19 protein-coding genes and 2 tRNA genes are annotated in these 21,392 nt (G+C 52.5%); 16 read left to right on the forward strand and 5 right to left on the reverse strand.

The annotated features are described in order from the left end of the window. The first annotated feature begins 3 nt into the window (after window positions 1-3). The 12 genes from IMCC3135_RS11710 to IMCC3135_RS11765 all read left to right on the forward strand — a co-directional run bounded on the left by IMCC3135_RS11710 (window position 4) and on the right by IMCC3135_RS11765 (window position 12,231). The gene (locus IMCC3135_RS11710) at window positions 4-537 is read left to right on the forward strand and encodes a CinA family protein (protein WP_088917773.1); all 534 of its coding nucleotides are present in this window, start codon (window positions 4-6) and stop codon (window positions 535-537) included. Further along, window positions 534-851: a hypothetical protein gene (locus tag IMCC3135_RS11715; RefSeq protein ID WP_088917774.1), complete on the forward strand. Its 318-nt coding sequence runs from the start codon at window positions 534-536 to the stop codon at window positions 849-851. Before IMCC3135_RS11710 ends, IMCC3135_RS11715 begins: the two co-directional genes overlap by 4 nt. 123 nt (window positions 852-974) lie before the next feature. Continuing rightward, window positions 975-2,033, forward strand: a complete 1,059-nt coding sequence (recA, locus tag IMCC3135_RS11720) for a recombinase RecA (RefSeq protein ID WP_088917775.1) — start codon at window positions 975-977, stop codon at window positions 2,031-2,033. Between the two features lie 43 nt (window positions 2,034-2,076). Then, window positions 2,077-2,589 carry a regulatory protein RecX gene (locus tag IMCC3135_RS11725; protein WP_088917776.1) on the forward strand — a complete coding sequence of 171 codons (513 nt, stop codon included), beginning with the start codon at window positions 2,077-2,079 and terminating at the stop codon, window positions 2,587-2,589. Window positions 2,590-2,684: 95 nt separating this feature from the next. Further along, on the forward strand, window positions 2,685-5,324 hold the full coding sequence (gene alaS / locus IMCC3135_RS11730) for an alanine--tRNA ligase (protein ID WP_088917777.1): 2,640 nt from the start codon (window positions 2,685-2,687) through the stop codon (window positions 5,322-5,324). Window positions 5,325-5,438: 114 nt separating this feature from the next. Continuing rightward, a complete protein-coding gene (locus IMCC3135_RS11735; RefSeq protein WP_088917778.1) occupies window positions 5,439-6,680 on the forward strand; it encodes an aspartate kinase in 1,242 nt (413 codons plus the stop codon). Window positions 6,681-6,928: 248 nt separating this feature from the next. After that, entirely contained in the window at window positions 6,929-7,129 is a 201-nt protein-coding gene (csrA, locus tag IMCC3135_RS11740; RefSeq protein WP_088921811.1) for a carbon storage regulator CsrA, read from the forward strand. A 122-nt stretch (window positions 7,130-7,251) separates the two neighbouring features. After that, a tRNA-Arg gene (locus IMCC3135_RS11745) sits at window positions 7,252-7,328 on the forward strand. Between the two features lie 146 nt (window positions 7,329-7,474). Then, window positions 7,475-7,566, forward strand: a tRNA-Ser gene (locus IMCC3135_RS11750). A 26-nt stretch (window positions 7,567-7,592) separates the two neighbouring features. Beyond that, window positions 7,593-8,552, forward strand: a complete 960-nt coding sequence (locus tag IMCC3135_RS11755) for a glucokinase (protein ID WP_088917779.1) — start codon at window positions 7,593-7,595, stop codon at window positions 8,550-8,552. 377 nt (window positions 8,553-8,929) lie between these two features. Then, window positions 8,930-10,456: a PQQ-dependent sugar dehydrogenase gene (locus IMCC3135_RS11760; protein ID WP_088917780.1), complete on the forward strand. Its 1,527-nt coding sequence runs from the start codon at window positions 8,930-8,932 to the stop codon at window positions 10,454-10,456. Continuing rightward, window positions 10,453-12,231, forward strand: a complete 1,779-nt coding sequence (locus tag IMCC3135_RS11765; protein ID WP_088917781.1) for a multiheme c-type cytochrome — start codon at window positions 10,453-10,455, stop codon at window positions 12,229-12,231. Before IMCC3135_RS11760 ends, IMCC3135_RS11765 begins: the two co-directional genes overlap by 4 nt. 127 nt (window positions 12,232-12,358) lie before the next feature. On the opposite strand, the gene IMCC3135_RS11770 is transcribed toward IMCC3135_RS11765, so the two are convergent. Beyond that, a complete protein-coding gene (locus IMCC3135_RS11770; protein WP_088917782.1) occupies window positions 12,359-13,288 on the reverse strand; it encodes a hypothetical protein in 930 nt (309 codons plus the stop codon). 187 nt (window positions 13,289-13,475) lie between these two features. Between IMCC3135_RS11770 and folD the strand changes: the two genes are divergently transcribed. Continuing rightward, complete coding sequence (gene folD, locus IMCC3135_RS11775; protein WP_088917783.1) at window positions 13,476-14,354, forward strand: bifunctional methylenetetrahydrofolate dehydrogenase/methenyltetrahydrofolate cyclohydrolase FolD; 879 nt, start codon at window positions 13,476-13,478, stop codon at window positions 14,352-14,354. Window positions 14,355-14,435: 81 nt separating this feature from the next. On the opposite strand, the gene IMCC3135_RS11780 is transcribed toward folD, so the two are convergent. Next, window positions 14,436-14,870: a DUF4864 domain-containing protein gene (locus IMCC3135_RS11780; protein ID WP_088917784.1), complete on the reverse strand. Its 435-nt coding sequence runs from the start codon at window positions 14,868-14,870 to the stop codon at window positions 14,436-14,438. A gap of 614 nt (window positions 14,871-15,484) precedes the next feature. Here IMCC3135_RS11780 and IMCC3135_RS11785 point away from each other — a divergent pair. Genes IMCC3135_RS11785 through IMCC3135_RS11795 form a run of 3 tightly spaced genes read left to right on the forward strand, consistent with a single transcriptional unit; the run spans window position 15,485 to window position 17,708 of the window. Further along, complete coding sequence (locus IMCC3135_RS11785; RefSeq protein ID WP_088917785.1) at window positions 15,485-16,252, forward strand: transporter substrate-binding domain-containing protein; 768 nt, start codon at window positions 15,485-15,487, stop codon at window positions 16,250-16,252. A 40-nt stretch (window positions 16,253-16,292) separates the two neighbouring features. Next, window positions 16,293-17,015 carry an ABC transporter permease gene (locus IMCC3135_RS11790; RefSeq protein WP_088917786.1) on the forward strand — a complete coding sequence of 241 codons (723 nt, stop codon included), beginning with the start codon at window positions 16,293-16,295 and terminating at the stop codon, window positions 17,013-17,015. A 3-nt stretch (window positions 17,016-17,018) separates the two neighbouring features. Then, window positions 17,019-17,708 (forward strand): ABC transporter permease, encoded by a 690-nt coding sequence (locus IMCC3135_RS11795; protein WP_088917787.1) that lies wholly within the window; start codon window positions 17,019-17,021, stop codon window positions 17,706-17,708. 14 nt (window positions 17,709-17,722) lie between these two features. On the opposite strand, the gene IMCC3135_RS11800 is transcribed toward IMCC3135_RS11795, so the two are convergent. The 3 genes from IMCC3135_RS11800 to IMCC3135_RS11810 all read right to left on the reverse strand — a co-directional run bounded on the left by IMCC3135_RS11800 (window position 17,723) and on the right by IMCC3135_RS11810 (window position 21,273). Then, window positions 17,723-18,922 carry a pyridoxal phosphate-dependent aminotransferase gene (locus IMCC3135_RS11800; RefSeq protein WP_088917788.1) on the reverse strand — a complete coding sequence of 400 codons (1,200 nt, stop codon included), beginning with the start codon at window positions 18,920-18,922 and terminating at the stop codon, window positions 17,723-17,725. Window positions 18,923-18,994: 72 nt separating this feature from the next. Beyond that, window positions 18,995-20,194 (reverse strand): HNH endonuclease signature motif containing protein, encoded by a 1,200-nt coding sequence (locus IMCC3135_RS11805; protein WP_088917789.1) that lies wholly within the window; start codon window positions 20,192-20,194, stop codon window positions 18,995-18,997. Between the two features lie 32 nt (window positions 20,195-20,226). Continuing rightward, entirely contained in the window at window positions 20,227-21,273 is a 1,047-nt protein-coding gene (locus IMCC3135_RS11810) for an RNA-guided endonuclease InsQ/TnpB family protein (protein WP_236994775.1), read from the reverse strand. Between the last annotated feature and the right edge of the window lie 119 nt (window positions 21,274-21,392).

The following is a 21,392-nucleotide window of genomic DNA, read 5'->3' on the forward strand; positions in this document are numbered from 1 at the left end:
CGCATGACCGAGGAAAGAATCAGAGAAGAACGGTTTCAGGCTCAATCTGACGAGCTGGTTGCCGGGCTCGCAGAGCTGCTACTGAGCCGCAATGCAACAATGACCACGGCAGAATCCTGTACTGGGGGCCTTATTGCGGGGGCCTTGACCGCTATGCCGGGAAGCTCCGCCTGGTTCGCTCAGTCGGTCGTGACCTATTCCAATGAGGCAAAGCAGTCGTTGCTCGGGGTGGCGGAGGTTGTTTTCGAGGAGCATGGAGCGGTCAGTGAGGCCTGTGTTCTGGCTATGGCAAGAGGTGCCAGCGAGCGCAGCGGCTCGCCCGTTGCGGTGGCTGTCAGTGGTGTGGCCGGTCCCGATGGTGGAACGCCAGACAAGCCTGTGGGTACGGTATGGTTTGGTTGGGCCATCGGAAATGCGGTATCGGCAGAGTTGTTGCATCTGGAAGGTGACCGCCGCACAGTGCGCGAGCAGGCGGTCTTGCACGCCTTGCGTGGTACCATCGCGCGGATCCTGGATGGGAGTGATCTGAATCAATGAAACGTAACGTAGACCTTACTCGACGTGTTCTGCTGGTACTGCTGCTGAGTACTTCGGCATTTGCAAGTGCGCAGCAGAAAGAGCTGTCTATCGATGAGCTGGAAGCCTATATTGCCGAGCAGAAGGTCGTTCTGGGAGAAGCGCGCGCCAATCGCGAGAAAACCCAGGAGAAAGTAGACGAAGTGCGTGATGCTATCTCGGAACAGGATGCTCGCAAGGCATTGGTTGAAGAGGAGCTGGAGACCTTGTGCTCAGAGCAGGAAGCGCTGAAGCCGGGAACTTACGAGGACTGTAAGGCTGGCTCGAACAACTGAAAATATTTACAGTCTTTTAACGGTTCGAACCCCCAATTCCGTCGTTGATGTGAAATAATCTGTTCTACCGTCGGTAGCCAGGGAGTGGCTGTACCGCAATCTCACAGAACGGGGAAAAAATCAGTGGACGAGAACAAGAAAAAAGCACTCGCAGCGGCGCTTGGCCAGATTGAAAAGCAATTTGGCAAGGGCACTATCATGCGTATGGGAGACGATAGTGTCTCGCGTGACATCGATGTCATTTCAACAGGCTCACTGGGTCTGGATCTCGCTCTGGGTATTGGTGGTCTGCCGCGTGGCCGGGTTTGTGAAATATACGGCCCTGAGTCCTCAGGCAAAACCACAATGACATTGCAGGTCATTGCTGAATGCCAGAAAGCGGGTGGAACAGCGGCGTTTGTGGATGCGGAGCATGCACTGGACCCCGTTTATGCACGCAAGCTGGGTGTGGATGTTGACGAGTTGCTCATCTCCCAGCCTGATACAGGCGATCAGGCGCTCGAAATTGTCGATATGCTGGTTCGTTCCAGTGCCGTTGATATTATCGTTATTGACTCGGTAGCTGCCCTGACCCCCAAGGCCGAAATCGAAGGTGATATGGGTGATTCGCATGTGGGCCTGCAAGCACGTCTCATGTCTCAGGCTCTGCGCAAACTCACCGGTAATATCAAACGCACCAATACACTGGTTATTTTCATCAACCAGATTCGTATGAAAATCGGTGTCATGTTCGGTAGCCCCGAAACCACGACCGGTGGTAATGCGTTGAAGTTCTATAGCTCGGTTCGCCTGGACATTCGTCGTATCGGAGCCATTAAGCGTGGTGATGAAATCGTAGGTAACGAAACTCGCGTCAAGGTCGTCAAGAACAAGATGGCACCACCGTTCAAACAGACTGAGTTCGAGATTCTGTATGGCGAAGGTGTTTCCCGTGAAGGTGAGTTGATCGATCTGGGCGTGCAGAATGGTCTGATCGACAAAGCGGGAGCGTGGTACAGCTACAACGGCGACCGTATCGGCCAAGGTAAGGACAAAGTCCGCATGCATCTAATCGAACATGCACATATTGCTGACGAAATTGATGTCAAGCTTCGCGACATGCTGTTGGCCAAGCCCGAAAGTATCCGGGATAAGCCGCCGGGTAAGGCTGACAAGACTGAAGAGGCAGAATCCGAAGTCTGAGAGCGTTGATGCAGGGGCGAATCAGTAGTCAGGCAGGATTGCAATGAACGATTCGCTCACTGCAGAAGAGATTGCCGCCAAAGAGGCAACGCAGGCTTATGGTGCCGCCATACGCCTGCTTGCCAGTCGCGATCACTCTGTTGTCGAACTGACGCGCAAACTAAAGCAGCGAGAGCACGGCAGTGTGGCAATTGACGCTGCACTGGTTGAGCTTATTGAAGCCAATTACGTGAATGATGCACGTTATGCCGAGCTGTATGCGGAACAACGTATGAATCACGGTTATGGCCCTTTGTCCATACGGTCAAAGCTGGCGACGCGCGGTCTTGATAGTCATCATGTACGCAGAGCGATGCAATTGCTGGACGTGGATTGGGTCGAGCAAGCAGAGAAGGTGATCTACAAGCGCTTCACATCGCATGAGATCACTGATACGGATCAAGCCGCCACTGCGCGGATTGCGCGATTTCTGCAAGGGCGTGGCTTTAACTCCAGTGATGTTTTGCGTGGATTGAACCAGGCAAGACGTGAACTTGGTCGTACTCCATCGGGTTGAGCACAGCCTATCGTGTCGATGATCGACAACAGGCTCTACCCGTAAGGCTGCGCTCCGGCTACACTAGCGGACCTTTTGATTGTTCGCGGCCCGTCATGCCAGCTTCCTTACCCCAAACAACGTCTCAGATTCGTGAGCAATTTCTGCAATTCTTCGCCAGTCAGGGTCATCAAATTGTGGCCTCCAGCTCGCTGGTGCCTGGCAATGACAAAACTCTGTTGTTCACAAACGCTGGCATGGTCCAGTTCAAGGATGTGTTCACAGGTGACGAGGTCCGTGATTATCAGCGCGCCACCACCTCTCAGCGTTGTGTCCGTGCCGGCGGCAAGCACAATGATCTGGATAACGTGGGCTACACAGCGCGTCATCACACATTTTTCGAAATGCTCGGCAATTTCAGCTTCGGTGATTATTTCAAGCGCGAAGCCATACAATTTGCCTGGAGCTTTCTGACGGGCACCCTGGGTCTGCCAGCTGACAAATTATGGGTAACCATTTTTGAGGAAGACGATGAAGCGGAAAGCATCTGGGTCAATGAAATAGGGGTCCCGGCAGAACGTGTCATTCGCATCGGTGCCAAGGATAATTTCTGGATGATGGGTGATACCGGTCCCTGCGGTCCGTGTTCTGAAATTTTCTATGATCACGGTGAAGATGTCTGGGGTGGACCTCCAGGTTCGCCTGAGGAAGACGGCGATCGCTATATCGAAATCTGGAATCTGGTTTTCATGCAGTTTGATCGCTCTGCTGATGGCACCATGACACCACTACCAAGCCCATGTGTAGATACGGGAATGGGGCTTGAGCGCATTGCCGCAGTGCTTCAGCATGTGCATAGCAACTACGAAATAGATCTGTTTGATCGTTTGATCAGAGATGCGGCCAAACTGCTGGGTGTCGGCGATCTTGCCAACCCTTCGCTACGCGTCATTACAGACCATTTGCGCTCCTGTGCATTTCTGATTGTCGACGGAGTGCTGCCAAGCAACGAAGGTCGCGGTTATGTTCTGCGACGTATCATTCGTCGTGCTGCCCGGCACGGCCATAAGCTGGGTGCCTCAGGAACCTTTTTCCATAAACTGGTGCCTTCGCTGGTTCGCGAGATGGGCCAGGCCTATCCGGAGCTGGTTGCAGCGCAAGCAGAGGTGGACAGTCAGCTGCTCAAGGAAGAAGAGCGCTTTGCTGCAACGTTGTCGGCAGGTTTGAGCATTCTTGACGACGAAGTCGCCAATCTATCCGGCAAGACCATTCCTGGCGAGGTTATCTTCAAGCTGTACGACACTTACGGATTTCCGGCAGATCTGACTGGTGATATTGCGCGTGAACGTGAACTTGAAGTGGACATGGAAGGTTTTAATACTTGCATGGAAGCACAGCGAACTCGCGCCCGTGCTGCCAGCAACTTTGCCGCACAGGGTCTGGATTTTCAGTCCGGTTCTGCCACGGTATTTGTCGGTTACACAGAGAACCAGTGTGAAAGTGTCATCAACGAGCTTTTTGTCGACGGTGAATCGGTTGAAAGGCTGGAGCCTGGTCAGGCGGGTTGGGTGGTCTTGAGTAAAACGCCTTTTTACGGTGAGTCAGGCGGGCAGGTCGGTGATGTTGGCCACATAACTCGGCGTGATGCTAACGGTGTAGAAGCTCAGGATGCTGTTTTCGAGGTGCTGGATACCCAGAAGCAAAGACAGGCCTTTGCCCATGCAGGCGCGCTGAGCGGCGCGGCTTTGACTGTTGGTGATGCCGTTACTGCCACTATCGACGTTGCACGTCGTGAGCGGATTCGCCAGAACCACTCTGCAACGCATCTGTTACACGGTGCTCTGCGTTCTGTTCTGGGCACGCACGTGGAGCAGAAGGGGTCGCTGGTTAACGATGAGTCTCTGCGGTTTGACTTCTCACACGGTGAACCGGTCACTGAGGCGCAGCGTGTGAGTATCGAACAATGGATAGATCGTGAAGTGCGCGCCAATAGTGAATGCAGCACTCAGGAAATGTCGATGGAGGATGCGGTTGCGGCCGGCGCCATGGCACTGTTTGGTGAAAAATATGGCGACATTGTTCGTGTCGTACGCCTCGGAGATCGCTCGGTCGAGCTGTGTGGTGGTACGCACGTTGGTGCAACGGGCGAACTGGGTGGTGTGAAGGTTTTGACCGAAGGTGGTGTGGCTGCCGGAGTCCGTCGTATCGAGGCTGTCAGTGGTTCAGCTGCACTGAGTTATTCGCAAGCTCTGGAACACCAGTTGAATGAGGTGGCGACGACACTCAAAGCGCCCAAACATGATGTGGTTCCAAAGCTCAAGCAGCTGCAGACACGCAATCGTGATCTTGCCCGCGAGGTTGAACAGCTGCAGGCGAAGCTTGCTGCCAACTCCGGTAATGATCTTGCCGCCAATGCTGAAACTATCGGCAATGTCAGCGTGCTTTTACAGGTGGTAGAAGATGCTGATGCGAAGTCACTGCGAACTCTGCTTGATCAGCTTCGACAAAAGCTGGAAAACAGCATTATCGTTCTGGCCAGTGAAAAGGATGGCAAGGTGTCTCTGATTGCCTCTGTTGCAGACAGTCGTACGAGGGTGCTCAAGGCGGGTGATCTTCTGAAGGAGGTCACGGTTATCCTGGGCGGTCGTGGGGGTGGTCGTGCCGACATGGCGCAAGGTGGCGCTGACTCTCTTGAAAAGATTGAAGAATCGTTTGCAGCCGCTCGCGCACTGATTCAGTCTCGTTTTTCTGTCTGATGGCATGGGGGCGTAAATCGCCCCCGATGTCACAGGTGCAGGCTGAGGTGGCGAATCGACTCGGTCGACAGATTCAATTCAACGGTTCATTGATACAGGTGTGTTTTTTCTAACATGGCGTTTCTAGTCAAGAAATATGGCGGTACTTCCGTCGGTAGCGTGGAGCGTATCCAGCACGTAGCGCAAAGTCTTAAACAGGCAAGGGATGCCGGTGACGATGTGGTCGTTGTGGTTTCCGCAATGTCTGGCGAGACCAATCGTCTGGTTGCCATGGCTCGCGAGGTGATGCCGGCGGTGGTCGATGTGCGCGAGCTGGACGTGCTGCTGTCTACCGGAGAGCAGGTGACGATCGCCCTGTTGACAATGGCGTTGAAGGAGTTAGGTGTCGAGGCGCGCTCCTATACAGGAGCCCAGGTTCGGATCCTGACTGACAATAGTCATAGCAAGGCTCGTATTCTGGATATCGATACGGCTCGTATCATGGACGACATCAAGTCGGGTCGCGTGGTGGTGGTGGCCGGATTCCAGGGTGTGAGCGAGGAAGGAGACATCACGACACTGGGGCGCGGTGGCTCGGATACCTCTGCTGTTGCACTGGCCGCTGCGCTGAAGTGCGACGAGTGTCAGATTTTTACCGATGTGGATGGTGTCTACACGACAGATCCACGTGTGGAGAAGCGTGCTCGACGGCTGGATCGGATTACCTTCGAGGAGATGCTGGAAATGGCCAGCCTCGGTTCCAAGGTTCTACAGATACGTGCCGTCGAATTTGCCGGAAAATACAATGTACCACTGCGCGTCTTGTCCAGCTTCAAGCCTGGCGACGGCACCCTGATAACTTACGATGACGAGGAAAACACCATGGAACAGGCGCTAGTGTCCGGCATAGCGTTCACTCGGGATGAGGCGCAGATCACCGTCACGGGGGTAGCAGATCGTCCTGGTACTGCCTACGCGATTCTGGGTCCTATATCCGACTTGAACGTTGAAGTGGATATGATCATTCAGAACATCGGTGCCAATGACACCACTGACTTCACATTCACTGTGCATCGTGATGAATACACGCGAGTCATCGATTATCTGAAAAGCAACAACGACACCCTGGGTGCGACAACGATTTCCGGCGATGATCGTATTGCCAAGTTGTCGATCGTTGGGGTTGGCATGCGTTCTCATGCTGGCATAGCCAGTCGCATGTTCAGGAGTCTGGCAGATGCGGGCATCAACCTGCGATTGATCACTACGTCTGAAATCAAGATCAGTGTGGTGATTGATGAGAAATACATCGAGCTTGGTGTACGTGCGTTACATGAAGAATTCGAACTGGGAGCTGATGAAGTCATTGAATCCTGAGTAAGAGGGAGTCAGGTCATTTTTCAATCTGTAACACGGTGACAACTCGTTGACGCGTCATGAGCGTATTGCGAGCGCTTTTTCAGGCTCGTAATACGCAAAATGTGCGACATCGTTGCACAACTGTTAAATATGACCACAGCCAAAGGGTGTGGCGATTAAATACCTGAGCTAGCTGACATAATTTGGCGAAATGGACACTGGCTTTCTGGCGCAATGCCGGGAGCAGTTACACAGGAGCTAATACCATGTTGATATTGACCCGCAGGGCTGGTGAAACGCTGATGATCGGTGATGAAGTTTCTGTCACGGTTCTGGGCGTGAAAGGGAACCAGGTGCGCATCGGAGTGAACGCGCCCAAAGAGGTCTCTGTTCACCGAGAAGAGATCTACGCAAGAATCAAGAAAGAGCAGGAAGTCGATTCAGAGGCACTTGAATCGCAAAGTTGAAGCAGAAAATTCATTGAATCACTCGAAATTCAATGAATCGTAGAAAAAGATGAAAATAAATGATCTGAAAGGTTGACGTAGCCATTTTAAAACGCCATAATTATCAGGTCGCAAGAAAACAGGCGCCCGTAGCTCAGTTGGATAGAGTACCTGGCTACGAACCAGGCGGTCGGAGGTTCGAATCCTTCCGGGCGCACCAGTTTTCTTGAGTCATCCCAGTTTATTCAATCATTGTTGATAAGCTGTGATTTCAGTTTTAACGGGTTAACCGCCCCTGTTTTACAAATAATGTTTTTGCCTATAAAAACTGCATATTGCAGTTTTTGTGCTTGGCAAAAGCAATCCGGAGAGGTGGCCGAGTGGCTGAAGGCGCTCCCCTGCTAAGGGAGTATACGTTTTATAGCGTATCGAGGGTTCGAATCCCTCTCTCTCCGCCATTATTGGCACTGACTTTGGATGCTCCATGAGCCACAATCGATTGGTCGGCGATGTGGGCGGAACCAATGCCCGGTTTGCTCTGCTGGATGACAACAACCAGCCTATTTCCTCCAGTACCAGCACTCTGCGTACTGATGACTTTCCCAGTCTTGCCGCCGCTGTTTCTACCTATTTGAGTGAACACGATATAGATCGTGTCACCGCTGCTGCGGTCGCTGTTGCCACACCTGTAGTCGGGGATGTGATCAAGCTCACCAATAATCACTGGTCATTCTCAATTGAAGAAACCCGCAAGCAGCTCGGTATTGACTGCATGCATGTTGTCAATGATTTCACGGCTCTGGCACTCTCAGTTCCGCATCTGCCAGCCTCGGAGCTGATTAAGGTCGGCGGTGGTGAAGAAGTGCCGAATCATGCCAAAGCCATCATTGGTCCGGGTACCGGTCTGGGCGTCTCGGGGCTCATTCCGTGTAACGGTCATTGGACCGCATTGCAGGGTGAGGGAGGCCATGTCTCTCTGGGTGTTCGAACTCCCCGCGAATTCGCTGTTTATGAGCTTTTGAGTCATAAGTTCAGGCACGTCTCTGCCGAACGCTTTCTTTCAGGTCCGGGCCTTGTCAACATCGTCAACGCCTTGCGTGAAATCGACGGTATGTCGCCTCACGAGTATTCGCCTGCTGATGTCACTGAACATGGGTTGGCGTCTGAGCCCTTGCCAGAGCATGCTGCCTGTGTAGAAGCACTGGACATTTTCTGCGAATTGCTGGGTTCTTGTGCCGGAAACCTGGTGCTGACACTAGGTGCTGAGGGCGGTGTCTATATCGGCGGCGGTGTAGTGCCGCGTCTAGGTGATTTTTTCCTGCAATCAGGTTTCCGTGAGCAGTTCGAAGCAAAAGGGCGAATGCAGCACTATCTTGAAAAAGTGCCGAGCTACGTCATCAAATCACCATATCCTGCACTAGTGGGTGCGGCGCAGCTCATCTGAGCCACTCGCTGTAGTCTCGATAGCTGAACGGATTCAAATACTGAATCAAGAAGTCAGCTTATGCTGCTCCATTGGTATTCACTCTATCAGAAGGGCTGTGTATGAGTGGTCTATCTCAGGCGATTTGATCTGGTTTGGCCGGGCGGCCTATCCCTGGCGGCCTATCCCGGGCGGCCCATCCCGGGCGGCCCATCCCGGGCGGCCCGATATATGCCTATTAGTCAGTGTTTCCCATTGTTAAACATTCCGATGCAACAAAATGTCTGCTTTGGGATCCGAGCTAGAATAGGGAGGCTGTAGTTGATAGCCTCCGCAGGCGGGAAACCTCTTTCAATGAACACATTCCATTGTGTCAATTACCAGGAATTGTCTGGCAAATGCTGATTCGAATTGGCGCCGTACTCTTTACGTTGTTGTCTCAGCTTCCCGGCACCGCGCTGGCAATAGAGCTGCCGGAAGGTTTTATTGACGAGGCCTATATCAGCGGGCTGGATGGCCAGATAACCGGCTTTGATGCATCTGCCGCAGGGCGGGTCTTCATTAGTGAGAAGGCGGGTATTGTGCGAGTATTTCAGGACGGTCAGCTGCTGGCTGAGCCTTTCCTCGACATTAATGAAATCGTTAATGACCGAGTAGATCGAGGCATGCTTTCAGTGGCGGTGCATCCACAGTTCCCCTTGACGCCTTTTGTCTACGTGTTGTACACCTATGATCCTCCTGAGCTGGTAAGCAATGGTCTGGAAGGGCCCGGCACACTCGAGGGCAATGGCAACCGCGTTTCGCGCCTGGTGCGCTATACCGCTGATCCAGCTCGTGACTTCAATGTAGCTGTCGAAGGTAGTGCTGAGGTCATACTGGGTCGCAACAGCACCTACGAGGCCATAGGCGAGCCTGAAGGGCGTTACAACACGACTATTCCGTCGTGCGGACCGATCTCTGATCCCACGCCGGATTGTTTGCCGGTTGATGAGGATTCTCATACCATTGGTGCCATGCGTTTCGCCGAAGACGGATCGCTCTATGTCAGTAATGGTGACGGTGCCAGTTACCGTAGTTTCGAGCCCTTGACCGAAATGGCTCTCAATCTGAATAGCCTGCGCGGCAAGATTCTCAGGATTGATCCCGAGACGGGTAAAGGTTTGTCGGATAACCCTTATTTCGACGGTGATCCGGACAGTAATCGCTCACGAGTCATCAGTACCGGTTTGCGTAATCCCTACAGCATGACCATCCACCCTTTGACTGGACAACCCTATGTCGGAGATGTCGGGGAGAAGCAATGGGAAGAAATCAATGGCGGTAGCAGCAAGAATTTTGGATGGCCTTGCTATGAAGGCGGTGAAGGTGGCAACTTGCGCCAGCCTGGATTCGAGCCACTGGACTTTTGTCAGGCGCTTTATCAGTCCAGTGAAGAAATCGAAGCACCTTTGCTGAGCTGGGAGCATCTTGAATCAGGTAGTAGTGCCATGGTCGGGGACTTCTACTTCGGAGAAGCATTTCCGTCGAACTACTCGGGCATGCTTTTCTATGGTGATTTCATACAAGGCTGGATGCGCTATGCCGATGTCAGCGATCCGGATAATGTGACGAGTTTCGATTTTGCCAGCGACATGCAACCGATGACCGAAATTCGGGTTGGAGAAGATGGCGCACTTTACTATGCCAGCATCATTACCGCTGAGGTGCGGCGCATTCGTTATATCGGTGAGGATGGGGGTGGTGAGTCTCCAGAGCCCGAGCCAACGCCCGAACCGGGTCCGGACTCAACTGATAACAGCTCGACAGGTGAGGGTGCCGTTGAAGTCGGGGCGGTCTCCATATTGTGGCTGGTATCCCTGGGCTTGAGTCTGTGTTTGTTTCGACGAAAGCGCAGTTGTGTGAACGTTGCGGAAACTGATCAATGAGCTTGATGGCCACGGCCCGCCTGCTGACACTTGTGTGTCTGGTCGTGGGCTTGTCTGCCTGCTCTGAGGGCGTGCAACTGGAGGCGGGCGGTTCTTCCGATTCTGGCGATGGTCAAGGCGAGGGCGGTAGCGACGGCCAGGGCAGTGACTCAGGCGATGGAGGCAGTGTCGGAACAGGCGCACTTCCGGCCCTGTCCCCACATGATGCAGGATTTGCGGGTACTTATTTCTCGGGGTCGGGTCAGTGTTCTACTTGTCATGATGGTCTGTCAGACGAGGCGGGTAGTGATGTATCCATCGCTCGCGACTGGTCGAGCAGCATGATGGCCAATGCCGCTCGGGATCCCTATTGGATTGCCAGAGTAGCTGCCGAGATAGATCGGCATCCGTTGCTGGAAAATACGTTGCAGGACAGCTGCACTCGTTGTCACGCACCAATGGCCAATGAGTCAGGTCGCAAGGATGGGGCACCGCTGGCCTTGTTTGAGGACGGAATGCTGAATCCCAGCAGCCCTTTGTTTGATCATGCCATGGAGGGGGTCAGCTGTACGCTGTGTCATCAGGTAGAAGACGATGGATTGTTGGGTACACCTGAGGGTGTGTCCGGGAATTTCACGGTGCTCAGCTACGATAATTCCTTTGACCGACCTGCCTATGGACCTTATTCAGATCCCAGTGGGGTTTTCATGAGAACGCAGGTCCGTTTCAATCCGCTTCTTGGTCCTCATATTGCCACGTCAGAATCCTGCGCTGCCTGTCACGATTTACGTACTTCTTCCCAACATTCTGCAGCTGATGATTCCAGTTCCGAGACGTTGACGTTTTTTCCTGAGCAAATGGTGTTTTCGGAATGGCAAAACAGTGCCTATGGCACTGAGGGTGAGAACCCACAAAATTGCCAGAGTTGTCATATGCCGGAAGTACCAGGTACGCTCATGCTTGCTACCGAAGGGGGCGGGGTTCCGCGTGAAGGTTTCTCGCGTCACACGTTTCTGGGGGCCAATACGGTCATGCAGAGCCTGTTGATGAATTACAGCGATGAGTTGGGGATAGCGGTTGATCGCCAGCAATTCGAGCAATCCATTCTCAGAAACCGCAGCTTTCTCAAAGGGTCTGCATCAGTGCAGATAGTTGACAGCGAGTTGACAGGGCAAGAGCTGGTGAGTGTGGTTCGAATTCGCAATCTGGCAGGGCACAAGCTGCCTAGCGGCTACCCTTCACGACGCGTATTTATCCATTTTCAGGTCAAGGATTCAAGCGGCGCTATCGTATTTGAATCGGGTGCGCTTGCCAGTGATGGCAGCATTGTGGGCGTAGCGACAGATACCGATAGCAGCCAGTACGAGAACCATTACCAGAGTATCGATTCTGCGGATCAGGTGCAGGTTTACGAAGCCATCATGGGTGATGAGGCTCAGAGCGTCACGCATTCACTCTCGCTGGCCCGAGATTATCTCAAGGACAACCGATTATTGCCTGTTGGGCTGGAAAAGGCTTCGGCGCCGAGTGATATCCGAACTGTCGGCCTGGCTGCCTCAGATGCAGACTTCGACGCTGGTGGTGATGAGGTTACATACCGGGTTCAAGTGCCCGGTAATGGTGAGTCATACACTGTGAATGCAGAGTTGGTCTATCAGCCTCTGGCATTTGGCCATATACAGGAGCTTTTCGAAAGTGTTCACTTACCGGCAGTGGACCAGTTCAAGACAATGTTCGACGCTACTGTGCTGAAATCCGAAATCATTGCCTCTGATGTGAAGGAAGATATTCGTTAGCGGAAGAGCGGAGCGGTTGCGAAAACGTTGAGGATTATTGTCTGTGCAACCCGCCTCGAAGGGAGGCGAGTTGCTTGCGCTGAAAGAGGTGCCAGGTTTGCTTTTGCCAGCTCTCCCGACATTCGCTCTATTGAGGTACCACTTCGTCCAGATTGTCAGCAGTTGCCGCAATGATGCCAGCGCACGAGGTTCCCGGTGCAAGGATTGATGTCGCTGTGTTGGTAGCGAGATCGTAGTCACATGCGAATGGTCCGGTAAGTGCTGAGTCGGCGCTTGTGATCTGGAGTAGGGTATCCGTCAGCGCATAGGTGACTTGTCTGTCTGCAAATGTCAGTGTTGGCCGCCTTTCTCCATTCAGAAATTCCCATACATCCGGAAGTCTGATATCTGCGCGTTGCAGTTGGCAATTATCAGTATTGCCGTTGAAAATACTGGCGTGACAGCTGTCGGTTGCATAGAAAGCTGCCTCAGTGACATAGACGCTGATCTCACCAGTTGCCAATCCACTGGAGCCACAGTCGATAGCCAGCAGTTGCTCGCCGACCGCCGGATCATATGCACCCAGGCAATCCTGCTGCAGTTCTGTCAATGTCGTGCCTTCGCTCAAGTTCTTGTTGAGATCAAGCAAAGTGAGTGATACCTGTCGTTTGATGCCTTTGACCAGTCTGTCGATATCGCTGCCGGCCGTTATTTCAGGCACAAAGATATCTTCATCGCCCGTGTCCGGTCCCGCATCCTCTTCAGTGTTTTCACCAGTGTTTTCGCCAGTGTTTTCGCCAGTGTCTTCGCCGGTCTCAGAGCCGGTATCACTTCCAGTCTCTGTCTCAGAACCAGTATCACCTTCAGTGTCAGTTCCCGCCTCAGAACCAGTATCACTTCCAGTGCTTACATCCGTCTCAGAGCCAGTGTCTCCGCCAGAGTCAGTACCTACACCTACCGTAGGGTCATCAAATGCACCTTCGTCACTGGGAGAGGAATTGGAAGAGGAGCCACAACCGCCAAGCAGGGCAGTTGCACAGACTGTCAGAAGCAGGACTCTAGGGCACAACACTTTCATGAGACGACCGGAACAATAGTGTGACAAGATTGTAAAGATACGCCAGATGGACGTATGTGTACATGTAGCGACGCCAGATATGACGCATTGTATGCGTTGGCTGACAAGTGACAGGCGCAAGTGGCCTAATTCTCACGACAATTTCACAAACATTACTTCAGGTAATACGGGTTAAGGACAGTACAAAATGGCTACAGTCATCAATGGCAAGGAACACGCGCAGCAATTGCGGGACAACCTGGCGATAGAGGTCTCAAAACTCAAATCCGATCATGCTCTGGTGCCCGGACTGGCCGTGGTGCTGGTTGGTGAAGATCCGGCTAGTCAGATCTATGTGAGAAACAAGGCTAAACAAACGGTTGAAGTCGGGATGAAATCCTTCGAACACCGTCTGGACACAGATACGGATGAGGTCACACTGCTGGATCTGATCGCTTCACTCAATGCTGATGATGCCGTGCATGGGATTTTGGTGCAGCTACCATTGCCGCCACATATAGATGAGTTCAAAGTTATCAATGCCGTCAGTCATGACAAGGATGTAGACGGGTTCCATCTGATGAATGTCGGGCGTCTGAATACGGATGGAGGGGGCGTAGTTCCTTGTACTCCATTGGGTTCACTCATGATGCTCAAATCTCAGCTGGGTGATCTGACGGGACTCAATGCCGTTATCGTCGGCCGATCTAATATTGTGGGTAAGCCGATGGCGGCACTGCTGTTGAAAGCCAACTGTACTGTCACTATTGCCCATTCACGCACCAAGAATCTGGAAGAGCTGTGTCGGACTGCCGATATTCTGGTTGCAGCCGTTGGCCGCCCGCGAATGATTCAAGGGGACTGGATAAAGCCTGGCGCCACAGTGATCGATGTCGGTATCAACAGAATAGAAGAAAATGGTGCCACCAAGCTGGTGGGCGACGTGGATTACCTGTCAGCTTCTGAAGTCGCTGGTGCCATTACGCCAGTGCCGGGCGGCGTGGGTCCCATGACAATTGCCTGTTTGTTGCACAACACAGTTCAGCAGGCTAAACGTATTGCCGGGATCGACCTGTCAGATCAATAGCCTTTTCCTGATGCTACTCTGGCCCTCGTTTGGATCGACGAGGGCCTTGTGCAGGTTTGCCCATCGCTTGGGGCGCGTTGACTAGATTCGCAAACCACTCTCTTTCCCGATACCCAAAGGGATGACCCTATCTGTTAGCCACATGTTGGCATTCTGGCCGCCGCTCTGTTTGCTGAGTTGGAAGGCGTAACCGATCTCCTTGCCGGAATGTGTCATCAACCAGACTGCCTGAATGGCTGTATTTCCCGAGACCTTCATTGCCTCATAGCGAGCATTGCTGTGATTGAGCATGTCTGGAAAGCCTTTTTTTATCATGGCTCTGAACCGATTGAGTGGCCCGGTGCTGATCTTGTTGGCCGGAGAGGCGAATCTGAATACCGTGGCTATTCCGGCATCGTTGTCAGCGTCGTTATGCTTTAACGAATCGACAACAATCTGTACGACCTGCTGAGGCGTAAAATTTTCATTCGGTTCAATAATTCTTGAGCTCGCCAGGCTGGTCTGGCTGTAAGCCATGGTGCTTGCTAAAACGATTAAAAGGGCAAGGGTATTACCGGTTGCAGTTTTTAAAAGAAACCTTGCAAGGCCTGTGATCGTGGGAATCGCTAACCAGAGCTGTGTTGAATTTGCCAAAATGACTCTCCCCGTGCAGTGTGTTCGTATGGTTTGGTACTTGATACGAGTCTGATCTCTACAATGGACTACTTGGCGCTATTGTTCATTAGCCGTCAGGATAGCTCGAGAGTCATTATCATGACAGATCGCTCTGTCGACAATGCCGCTAGAGTATTTCGGGCAGTGCCGTTACACTCGACCTATGGATAGTTTTCAGTTCTGCGAACTTTGCCGCCTGATGCGCGGCTGGTTTATTGATTTACGCAAGACATTCGATAATCTGTAAGGTGTTTCTCTGCGTGTTGGTGGAGGGAGTGTAGTGTCCATTATCGGAGCTTGCGGTTTTGGAGAGAGTTTCTTCATTCTATGCACTAAATTGCTGAAAATATCTGGTAGCGGAGAAACCTCGGCTATCGAAGAAAAATCCGTTTCAAGGAGCGTTCCGGAACCCGAGTAGCTGCGGAAGACAAACTGGGCAGCGATACGCCACGACTATCACCTTGAGATAAGGAATCATGAAGAAACTGTTTGTATCATTGGCTACAGTCATGCTGGGATTTGTTGGCAGTCCAGTTATGGCCGAGCTGCGCCTTGGTCTGGATTCAGCTCCCTATCCACCCTTTTATCAAACTGATTCGAATGGGAATCTGGTCGGGTGGGAAGTGGAAATAGGTGATGCCCTGTGTGCCGCTATGCAGGAAGAGTGTGTTTGGGTGCCTGTCGCCTGGGACGGGCTGATACCGGCGCTGTTGGCGAAGAAAATCGATGGAATTCTAGGGTCGATGTCAATCACGGCAGAGCGGGAAAAGACGATTTCATTTTCCGACAAATACTACAATACGCCATCCGCTATCGTCGCATTGAAAACATCATCAATCTCTGATTCACCAGAGAGTGTCAAAGGGAAGATCATTGGTGTGCAGGTAGCGACGACTAATCAGAATTATGTGCAGAAGTACCTGGAAGACAGCGCGGATAGCATCAAGATCTATCAGGATTTCAACGAACATAATCAGGATCTCATTGCAGGTCGTATAGATGCGGCGGTGGGTGATTCACTGGCATTTGAAGCATTTCTGAACAGTGCTGAGGGTGAACAGTTTGAGGTCAAAAGCTTGTTAAGCGATGATATTGTCTTTGGACCGGGTATCGGAGTGGGTTTGAGAAAGGGTGACGATGAACTTGAAGAGCGCTTCAACAACGCTATCAAACAGATTCGTGAGGACGGAACATACGAGACGATTTCAGCGAGTTATTTCGATTTCAATATCTTTGGTGAATGAAGAAATTCGATTGAGCTGTTCCAGACAAATCTGACAATCCATGGAAACGCTCTTTGCCAACTGGCATCATCTGTCCTTCGGTGATGGCGGTTGGGGGTGGAATTTGTTGCGCGGCTTGTCAAGCACGCTGCAGATTGCACTTGGAGCCTATTTTCTGGGATTGGTAATTGGATTGCTGGGTGCCGTAGGAAAACGAGATGGCTCGCGTCTGACTCGGTACTTGCTTGAGATTTATACCACTCTGATCCGGGCTATCCCGGAGCTGGTTCTGATTCTGCTTTTGTATTATGCAGGTACCGGGCTGGTTAATCAGCTGATGGAATCAATGGGTTATCGTCCTATTGATATCAGCGGTCTGGTGGCTGGTATTGTCGTTCTGGGTATCGTGCAGGGGGCTTATTCGATTGAGGTAATCAGAGGCGCCATGCGAGTTGTGCCTCGTGGTCAGCTCGAAGCTGCCGAGGCCTTTGGCATGGGGCGTTGGATGATTCTGCGTAGAATCACTTTGCCGGCGATGCTGCCTCATGCTTTGCCAGGTTTGTCCAATCTCTGGCTCATCGTCACCAAAGAGACGGCATTGTTGTCTGTGGTTGGATTCTCGGAGCTGGCATTGACGACCCGTCAGGCCGCCGGGGCGAGCAGAGCCTATTTCATGTTTTTTCTTGTCGCAGCTTGTCTCTACCTGTGTGTCTCTCTTCTGTCGAATGAGCTGTTTCGCAGGTTGGAGAAGCGTGCCCGACGCGGTCAACCGGAGCTGAACTGAGGTATGCAGTGGGCATGGGTGGCGGAGTATTTTCCCAACTTCATTGATGGCATTGTCATCACATTGAAAATGCTGGGATTGTCTATTGCAATCGGTATGGCATTGGCAATTCCCATCGGTTTGGTGCAAGTGACCGGGCCTCGCTGGTTGGCCATGCTGGCGCGTGCCTTTTGTACGATTATTCGGGGAACTCCTCTGTTGATACAACTCTGGTTGTTGTACTACGGTCTGGGTTCACTGTTTCCGCTGGTTCCGGAAATTCGTAATTCCTTTCTGTGGCCTTTGTTGCGTGATGCTTTTCCCTATGCAGTGTTGGCATTTTCACTGAGTGTGGCGGGTTACGAAGGTGAGATCATGCGTGGCGCGTTCAAAGGGGTGCCCAAAGGCGAACTGGAAGCTGCACGTGCATTTGGAATGAGCCGTTTCACATTGCTGCGGCGAATCTGGCTGCCGCGAGCATTGCAGAATGTCCTACCCACGCTTGCAGGAGAGTTTGTTTTGACTCTCAAGGCGACTCCATTGGCCGCCACCATCACTGTTTTTGATGTGTATGGCGTGGGCACGCTGGTACGCCAGGAGACTTATCGTGTTTACGAACCCTTGCTGGTTGTTGCTGGCATCTACCTGTGCCTCACGGCGCTAATTGTCTTGTTCTTTCGCTGGCTGGAGCAGAGAATTCCTCGTCCAGCCTGAGGGCTTGCAGAGGTTCAGGTTTCTGCTTTTTCCTTGATGAACTGACACATCAGACGTCCCGCATTTGCCAGCAGTTGTCCGTCCACGCAAAGTCCGATACGAACCAGGTAGCGACCACCCGGGCCGAAGCCATCACACGGCAAAACGGACACATCCTTGGAGGCCAGTAATTCCATGGCGAAATCAAAGGCTGTCATTCCAAGTGGTTCGACATCCAGCAATACGAACATGCCTTCTCCTGCATCAATTAGTCTGGCAGGTTCGATTGTGTCCAGGTGCTCAAGCAGAAGGGTACGTCGGTGTTGCATGACATTGCGTACGGTTTCAGGTGTACTGCTCGCTTCGCGGATGGCGACAGTTGCGGCATCCTGTATGAAAGAAGGGGTTCCGTAGTGCATGCACAATGACAGGCGGGCCAGGTGGCTGGCCAATGAGGCAGGGCCGATTACCCACCCAATACGCCAGCCTGTCATGCGATGTGATTTTGAAAGACTACCGATGGTAATCAGGATGCGTTCTGCACCCGGTATTTTATGTGGCAGCGCAACTGAACCTTTGGAGACCAGGTCCAGGTAAACCGTGTCGAGCACAAGCCAGATATTGTTGGTCAGGCAAACTTCGGTGATGCGCTCTATTTGCTCCTGTGTGTAGCGACTGCCCAATGGGTTGTTAGGTGTATTGAGCACAATTGCGCGAGTCTTGTCTGTGACAGCATCCAGAAGGTGTTGCACATCGAGTTGGTAACCGTTGCATGCTTCAACCTGTACCGTAACCAGAGTGGCGCCCGATGCGCTGAAAGTAGCTTCGTAGGTTGTGTAATAAGGGGCGACAAGAATGACTTCATCACCGACTTCCAGCAACACCTGTGCGACTGAAAACAAAGCATTTTGCGCACCGGTACAGATAGTGACGTGATTGGCTGTGACTGCCTGGCCGGTGAGTGATTCATGATACTCGGCTGCGGCTTCACGCATCGCGAGTTGACCTCGGACATTGGCGTAGTGATGCCGTCCTTCGCGAAGGCTTTGAATCGCTTTGTCGACGACAATATCGGGCGTTGTTTCCTCTGTCTCCTGACCGATGCTCAGCAGAGTGATGACATCTCCGTCGGCAACTCTCTGCATGGCTTTTTCATGCACGGCCCATGGATCAATGGGAGCTTCGCCAGGCGCGCTGCCGCTGACAATACGATCGGTAAGAGAGGAAAATTTCATCCCTACGATTATACGGTGCAGATGCCGAGTATGGAATAGAGCAAGGAGAATGGGATGAACGAATGTTTGCTTTTACCAGCAGAGCTCTGCGACACAGTAATGAGCGGCAGGCTCGGCAGCACCGTAAAAAGTTGAGGGGTCCGAACCCTGAGAGCTTTGCAACGGTTCGTAGCAGAAGGCAGGGTCTACATGTGTAGAGCGAGTTTTGCAGATGTCTCGAATGTCCTGACCTTCACCGTTCACTACTCGAAAGCGGAAGCGTGTCGGTGATAACTGGCGTACGAGCTCGAAGGACTCAGGGCTGTTTCGAAGCAGGTTTTCTATTTCGCTGGTGGACTGTTCTGTTGATTGCTGTCGGATGAATTCTTCAAGGTTGCCATTGGTCTGATCGTTCAGGCGTTCAATTCGATATCCGCCTTCGTGCACGATAGAGTGATGTCTGGCGTAAATTGAGACGCCATTGTCGACACATGTAGAGCCGCCATCGGCCCAGTGCTGAATATGATGGATCTGCAGATGTCGCGTTTGCGTGCAGCCAGGATACTGGCAGTGTTGATCTCTATGTTTGATGGCACGTGTCATGGCAGGTGGCCAGAGGCGTGTTTTACGACCGATGTCGACGGGCTCGCCTTGTTCGTGCGTGATAGTGGAGATACTGCAATCGCAGGCAAGTCGGCGGGCCGTTTCGTCCGCAATGGGACCGGCGTTATGTATCGTGGGACGCTTGCTCGGTGCCGATGATTCAGCTGGGTTGTCCTCCTGTAGCTTGGAGGCATCTACTGACACAATGACCTGATAACGATCAGCAGTGGAGATATCGCGACCAGCATTTTGCAGGCTGTTCTCTGCCATGAGCGCGGCGGCGTCGGCACGACGCTGAGGCATGGATGCATCAATTTCATCCAGTTGTGCCAATGATTGTTCAACGCTATTGAGGAAGGCCTGGGCGACATCAGGTGGCAGCGCTAGTTTGATGAGCGTATTGCCGTTACTTGTCGAGCTCCATGTGAATGATCGAGCATCAATCTGTTGCAGGCTGCGTGCATTTTCACCATCGATGTCCGTTTGATCGGCATCCTGTTGCCAGCGATATTCGTTGCACAGACGCTCCACATCGGAGACTGATGCGTCCAGTGCGGTGTGACACAGAAGGGCTTCATTGTTGGTATCAGCGACACGGGACAATAGACGTACGGTAGACCATGTAAGACTTCCGGCTCGGAATAATGCTCTGGTAATGGTAAGAATACCATTGGGATTGAGAGTTGACATCCTCCTCTCCCCCTAAAGAAAGAGGATTCCCACTAAGGAGCGCAATGTCCTGCGCCGAGACGGAGAATATTTCGAGCCGCGTTAACGTCACGATCATGCTGAACACCACATTCAACACATTGCCAGTCTCTTACCGAAAGAGCTCTTATTCCCTGCGGCCCGCACAGGCCTCCGCATTCGGAGCACGCTCGCGTGGTATAGGCTTCATTGATTTCTCGGTAGACAATACCGGCCTGCTGGCTCTTGTAGTCGAGCATTGTCTTGAAGCTGGCCCAGCTTGCGTCAAGCACAGACTTGGCCATCGTGGTTTTTGTCAGCTTCGAGCTACTGACATCTCCCACGTAGATCTCGCCGCATCGATTGACCAGATTGCGGCTGAATTTATGCAGGGCATCTGCTCTGCGGTTCCTGATTTTTGCGTGAATCGCCCGGGCGCGCCGCTTGCGTCTTGCCCGTTGGGCCTTGGCAAGCTTGCCCTCCAGGTGGCGATACCAACGTCCCTCCAGCACGGTGCCATCGCTGCAGGTGGCCACGGTTTTCAGACCAAGATCGATACCAATACTATCTTGCCCCTTGGGACACGTGCGATCAACCGAGACACAGATGCAAAAATACCATCGACCGCGAGCATCCTCAGTGAAACAACCTGCCCTGAACTTGTAATTGGCAAGACCGAAGCTGTCCCATACCTTGAAGTGAGAACCTGCAAAGAAGACCTGCCCGTGCTTCCAGTGAGCTGCCCGAGCCTTGAAGGGCACCCACCCCAACGAGCGTTTATCGCCAAAACTCTTGCGCCACCTCAGCTTGCGACGCTTTGCCGAGTAGCGTTTGCTGGCGTAGTGTTCGGCCGTTTCCTGAATCGTACTGCTGCCAATGTGCTCGAACTGCTTCGAGGCACCAACCGTGTAAGCAGAGAAATCAAATCCGGACATCCACCGACCACGCTCCCGAATCATACGATCAGACAGATCGTTGCAGTAGTTCCATACCAGATTGACTTCAGTCGCCATGCTGCGCAAAAGCGGCGCGTGGCGATCTTTTACCCTGACTTTGAGAACCTTGATGCATGTTGATTTCACAGCCCGATTGTATAACCGTTCCGCCCCCATTCACCCAGAAGGGCCAACAACAACTGGCAATGCATACAGCATTCCAATTCCTCCCCGCCCTGAACGGCGGGGTATCCTTGGAATTGAAG

The organism is Granulosicoccus antarcticus IMCC3135 (assembly GCF_002215215.1).
Classification (GTDB): Bacteria; Pseudomonadota; Gammaproteobacteria; order Granulosicoccales; family Granulosicoccaceae; genus Granulosicoccus; species Granulosicoccus antarcticus.

Excerpts from the sequence above, each read along its gene's own strand:
- IMCC3135_RS11710 (WP_088917773.1), top strand. The coding sequence starts at position 4 with ATGACCGAGGAAAGAATCAGAGAAGAACGGTTTCAGGCTCAATCTGAC.
- IMCC3135_RS11715 (WP_088917774.1), top strand. The coding sequence starts at position 534 with ATGAAACGTAACGTAGACCTTACTCGACGTGTTCTGCTGGTACTGCTG.
- IMCC3135_RS11725 (WP_088917776.1), top strand. The coding sequence starts at position 2,077 with ATGAACGATTCGCTCACTGCAGAAGAGATTGCCGCCAAAGAGGCAACG.
- alaS (WP_088917777.1), top strand. The coding sequence starts at position 2,685 with ATGCCAGCTTCCTTACCCCAAACAACGTCTCAGATTCGTGAGCAATTT.
- IMCC3135_RS11735 (WP_088917778.1), top strand. The coding sequence starts at position 5,439 with ATGGCGTTTCTAGTCAAGAAATATGGCGGTACTTCCGTCGGTAGCGTG.
- csrA (WP_088921811.1), top strand. The coding sequence starts at position 6,929 with ATGTTGATATTGACCCGCAGGGCTGGTGAAACGCTGATGATCGGTGAT.
- IMCC3135_RS11755 (WP_088917779.1), top strand. The coding sequence starts at position 7,593 with ATGAGCCACAATCGATTGGTCGGCGATGTGGGCGGAACCAATGCCCGG.
- IMCC3135_RS11760 (WP_088917780.1), top strand. The coding sequence starts at position 8,930 with ATGCTGATTCGAATTGGCGCCGTACTCTTTACGTTGTTGTCTCAGCTT.
- IMCC3135_RS11765 (WP_088917781.1), top strand. The coding sequence starts at position 10,453 with ATGAGCTTGATGGCCACGGCCCGCCTGCTGACACTTGTGTGTCTGGTC.
- IMCC3135_RS11770 (WP_088917782.1), bottom strand. The coding sequence starts at position 13,288 with ATGAAAGTGTTGTGCCCTAGAGTCCTGCTTCTGACAGTCTGTGCAACT.
- folD (WP_088917783.1), top strand. The coding sequence starts at position 13,476 with ATGGCTACAGTCATCAATGGCAAGGAACACGCGCAGCAATTGCGGGAC.
- IMCC3135_RS11780 (WP_088917784.1), bottom strand. The coding sequence starts at position 14,870 with ATGGCTTACAGCCAGACCAGCCTGGCGAGCTCAAGAATTATTGAACCG.
- IMCC3135_RS11785 (WP_088917785.1), top strand. The coding sequence starts at position 15,485 with ATGAAGAAACTGTTTGTATCATTGGCTACAGTCATGCTGGGATTTGTT.
- IMCC3135_RS11790 (WP_088917786.1), top strand. The coding sequence starts at position 16,293 with ATGGAAACGCTCTTTGCCAACTGGCATCATCTGTCCTTCGGTGATGGC.
- IMCC3135_RS11795 (WP_088917787.1), top strand. The coding sequence starts at position 17,019 with ATGCAGTGGGCATGGGTGGCGGAGTATTTTCCCAACTTCATTGATGGC.
- IMCC3135_RS11800 (WP_088917788.1), bottom strand. The coding sequence starts at position 18,922 with ATGAAATTTTCCTCTCTTACCGATCGTATTGTCAGCGGCAGCGCGCCT.
- IMCC3135_RS11805 (WP_088917789.1), bottom strand. The coding sequence starts at position 20,194 with ATGTCAACTCTCAATCCCAATGGTATTCTTACCATTACCAGAGCATTA.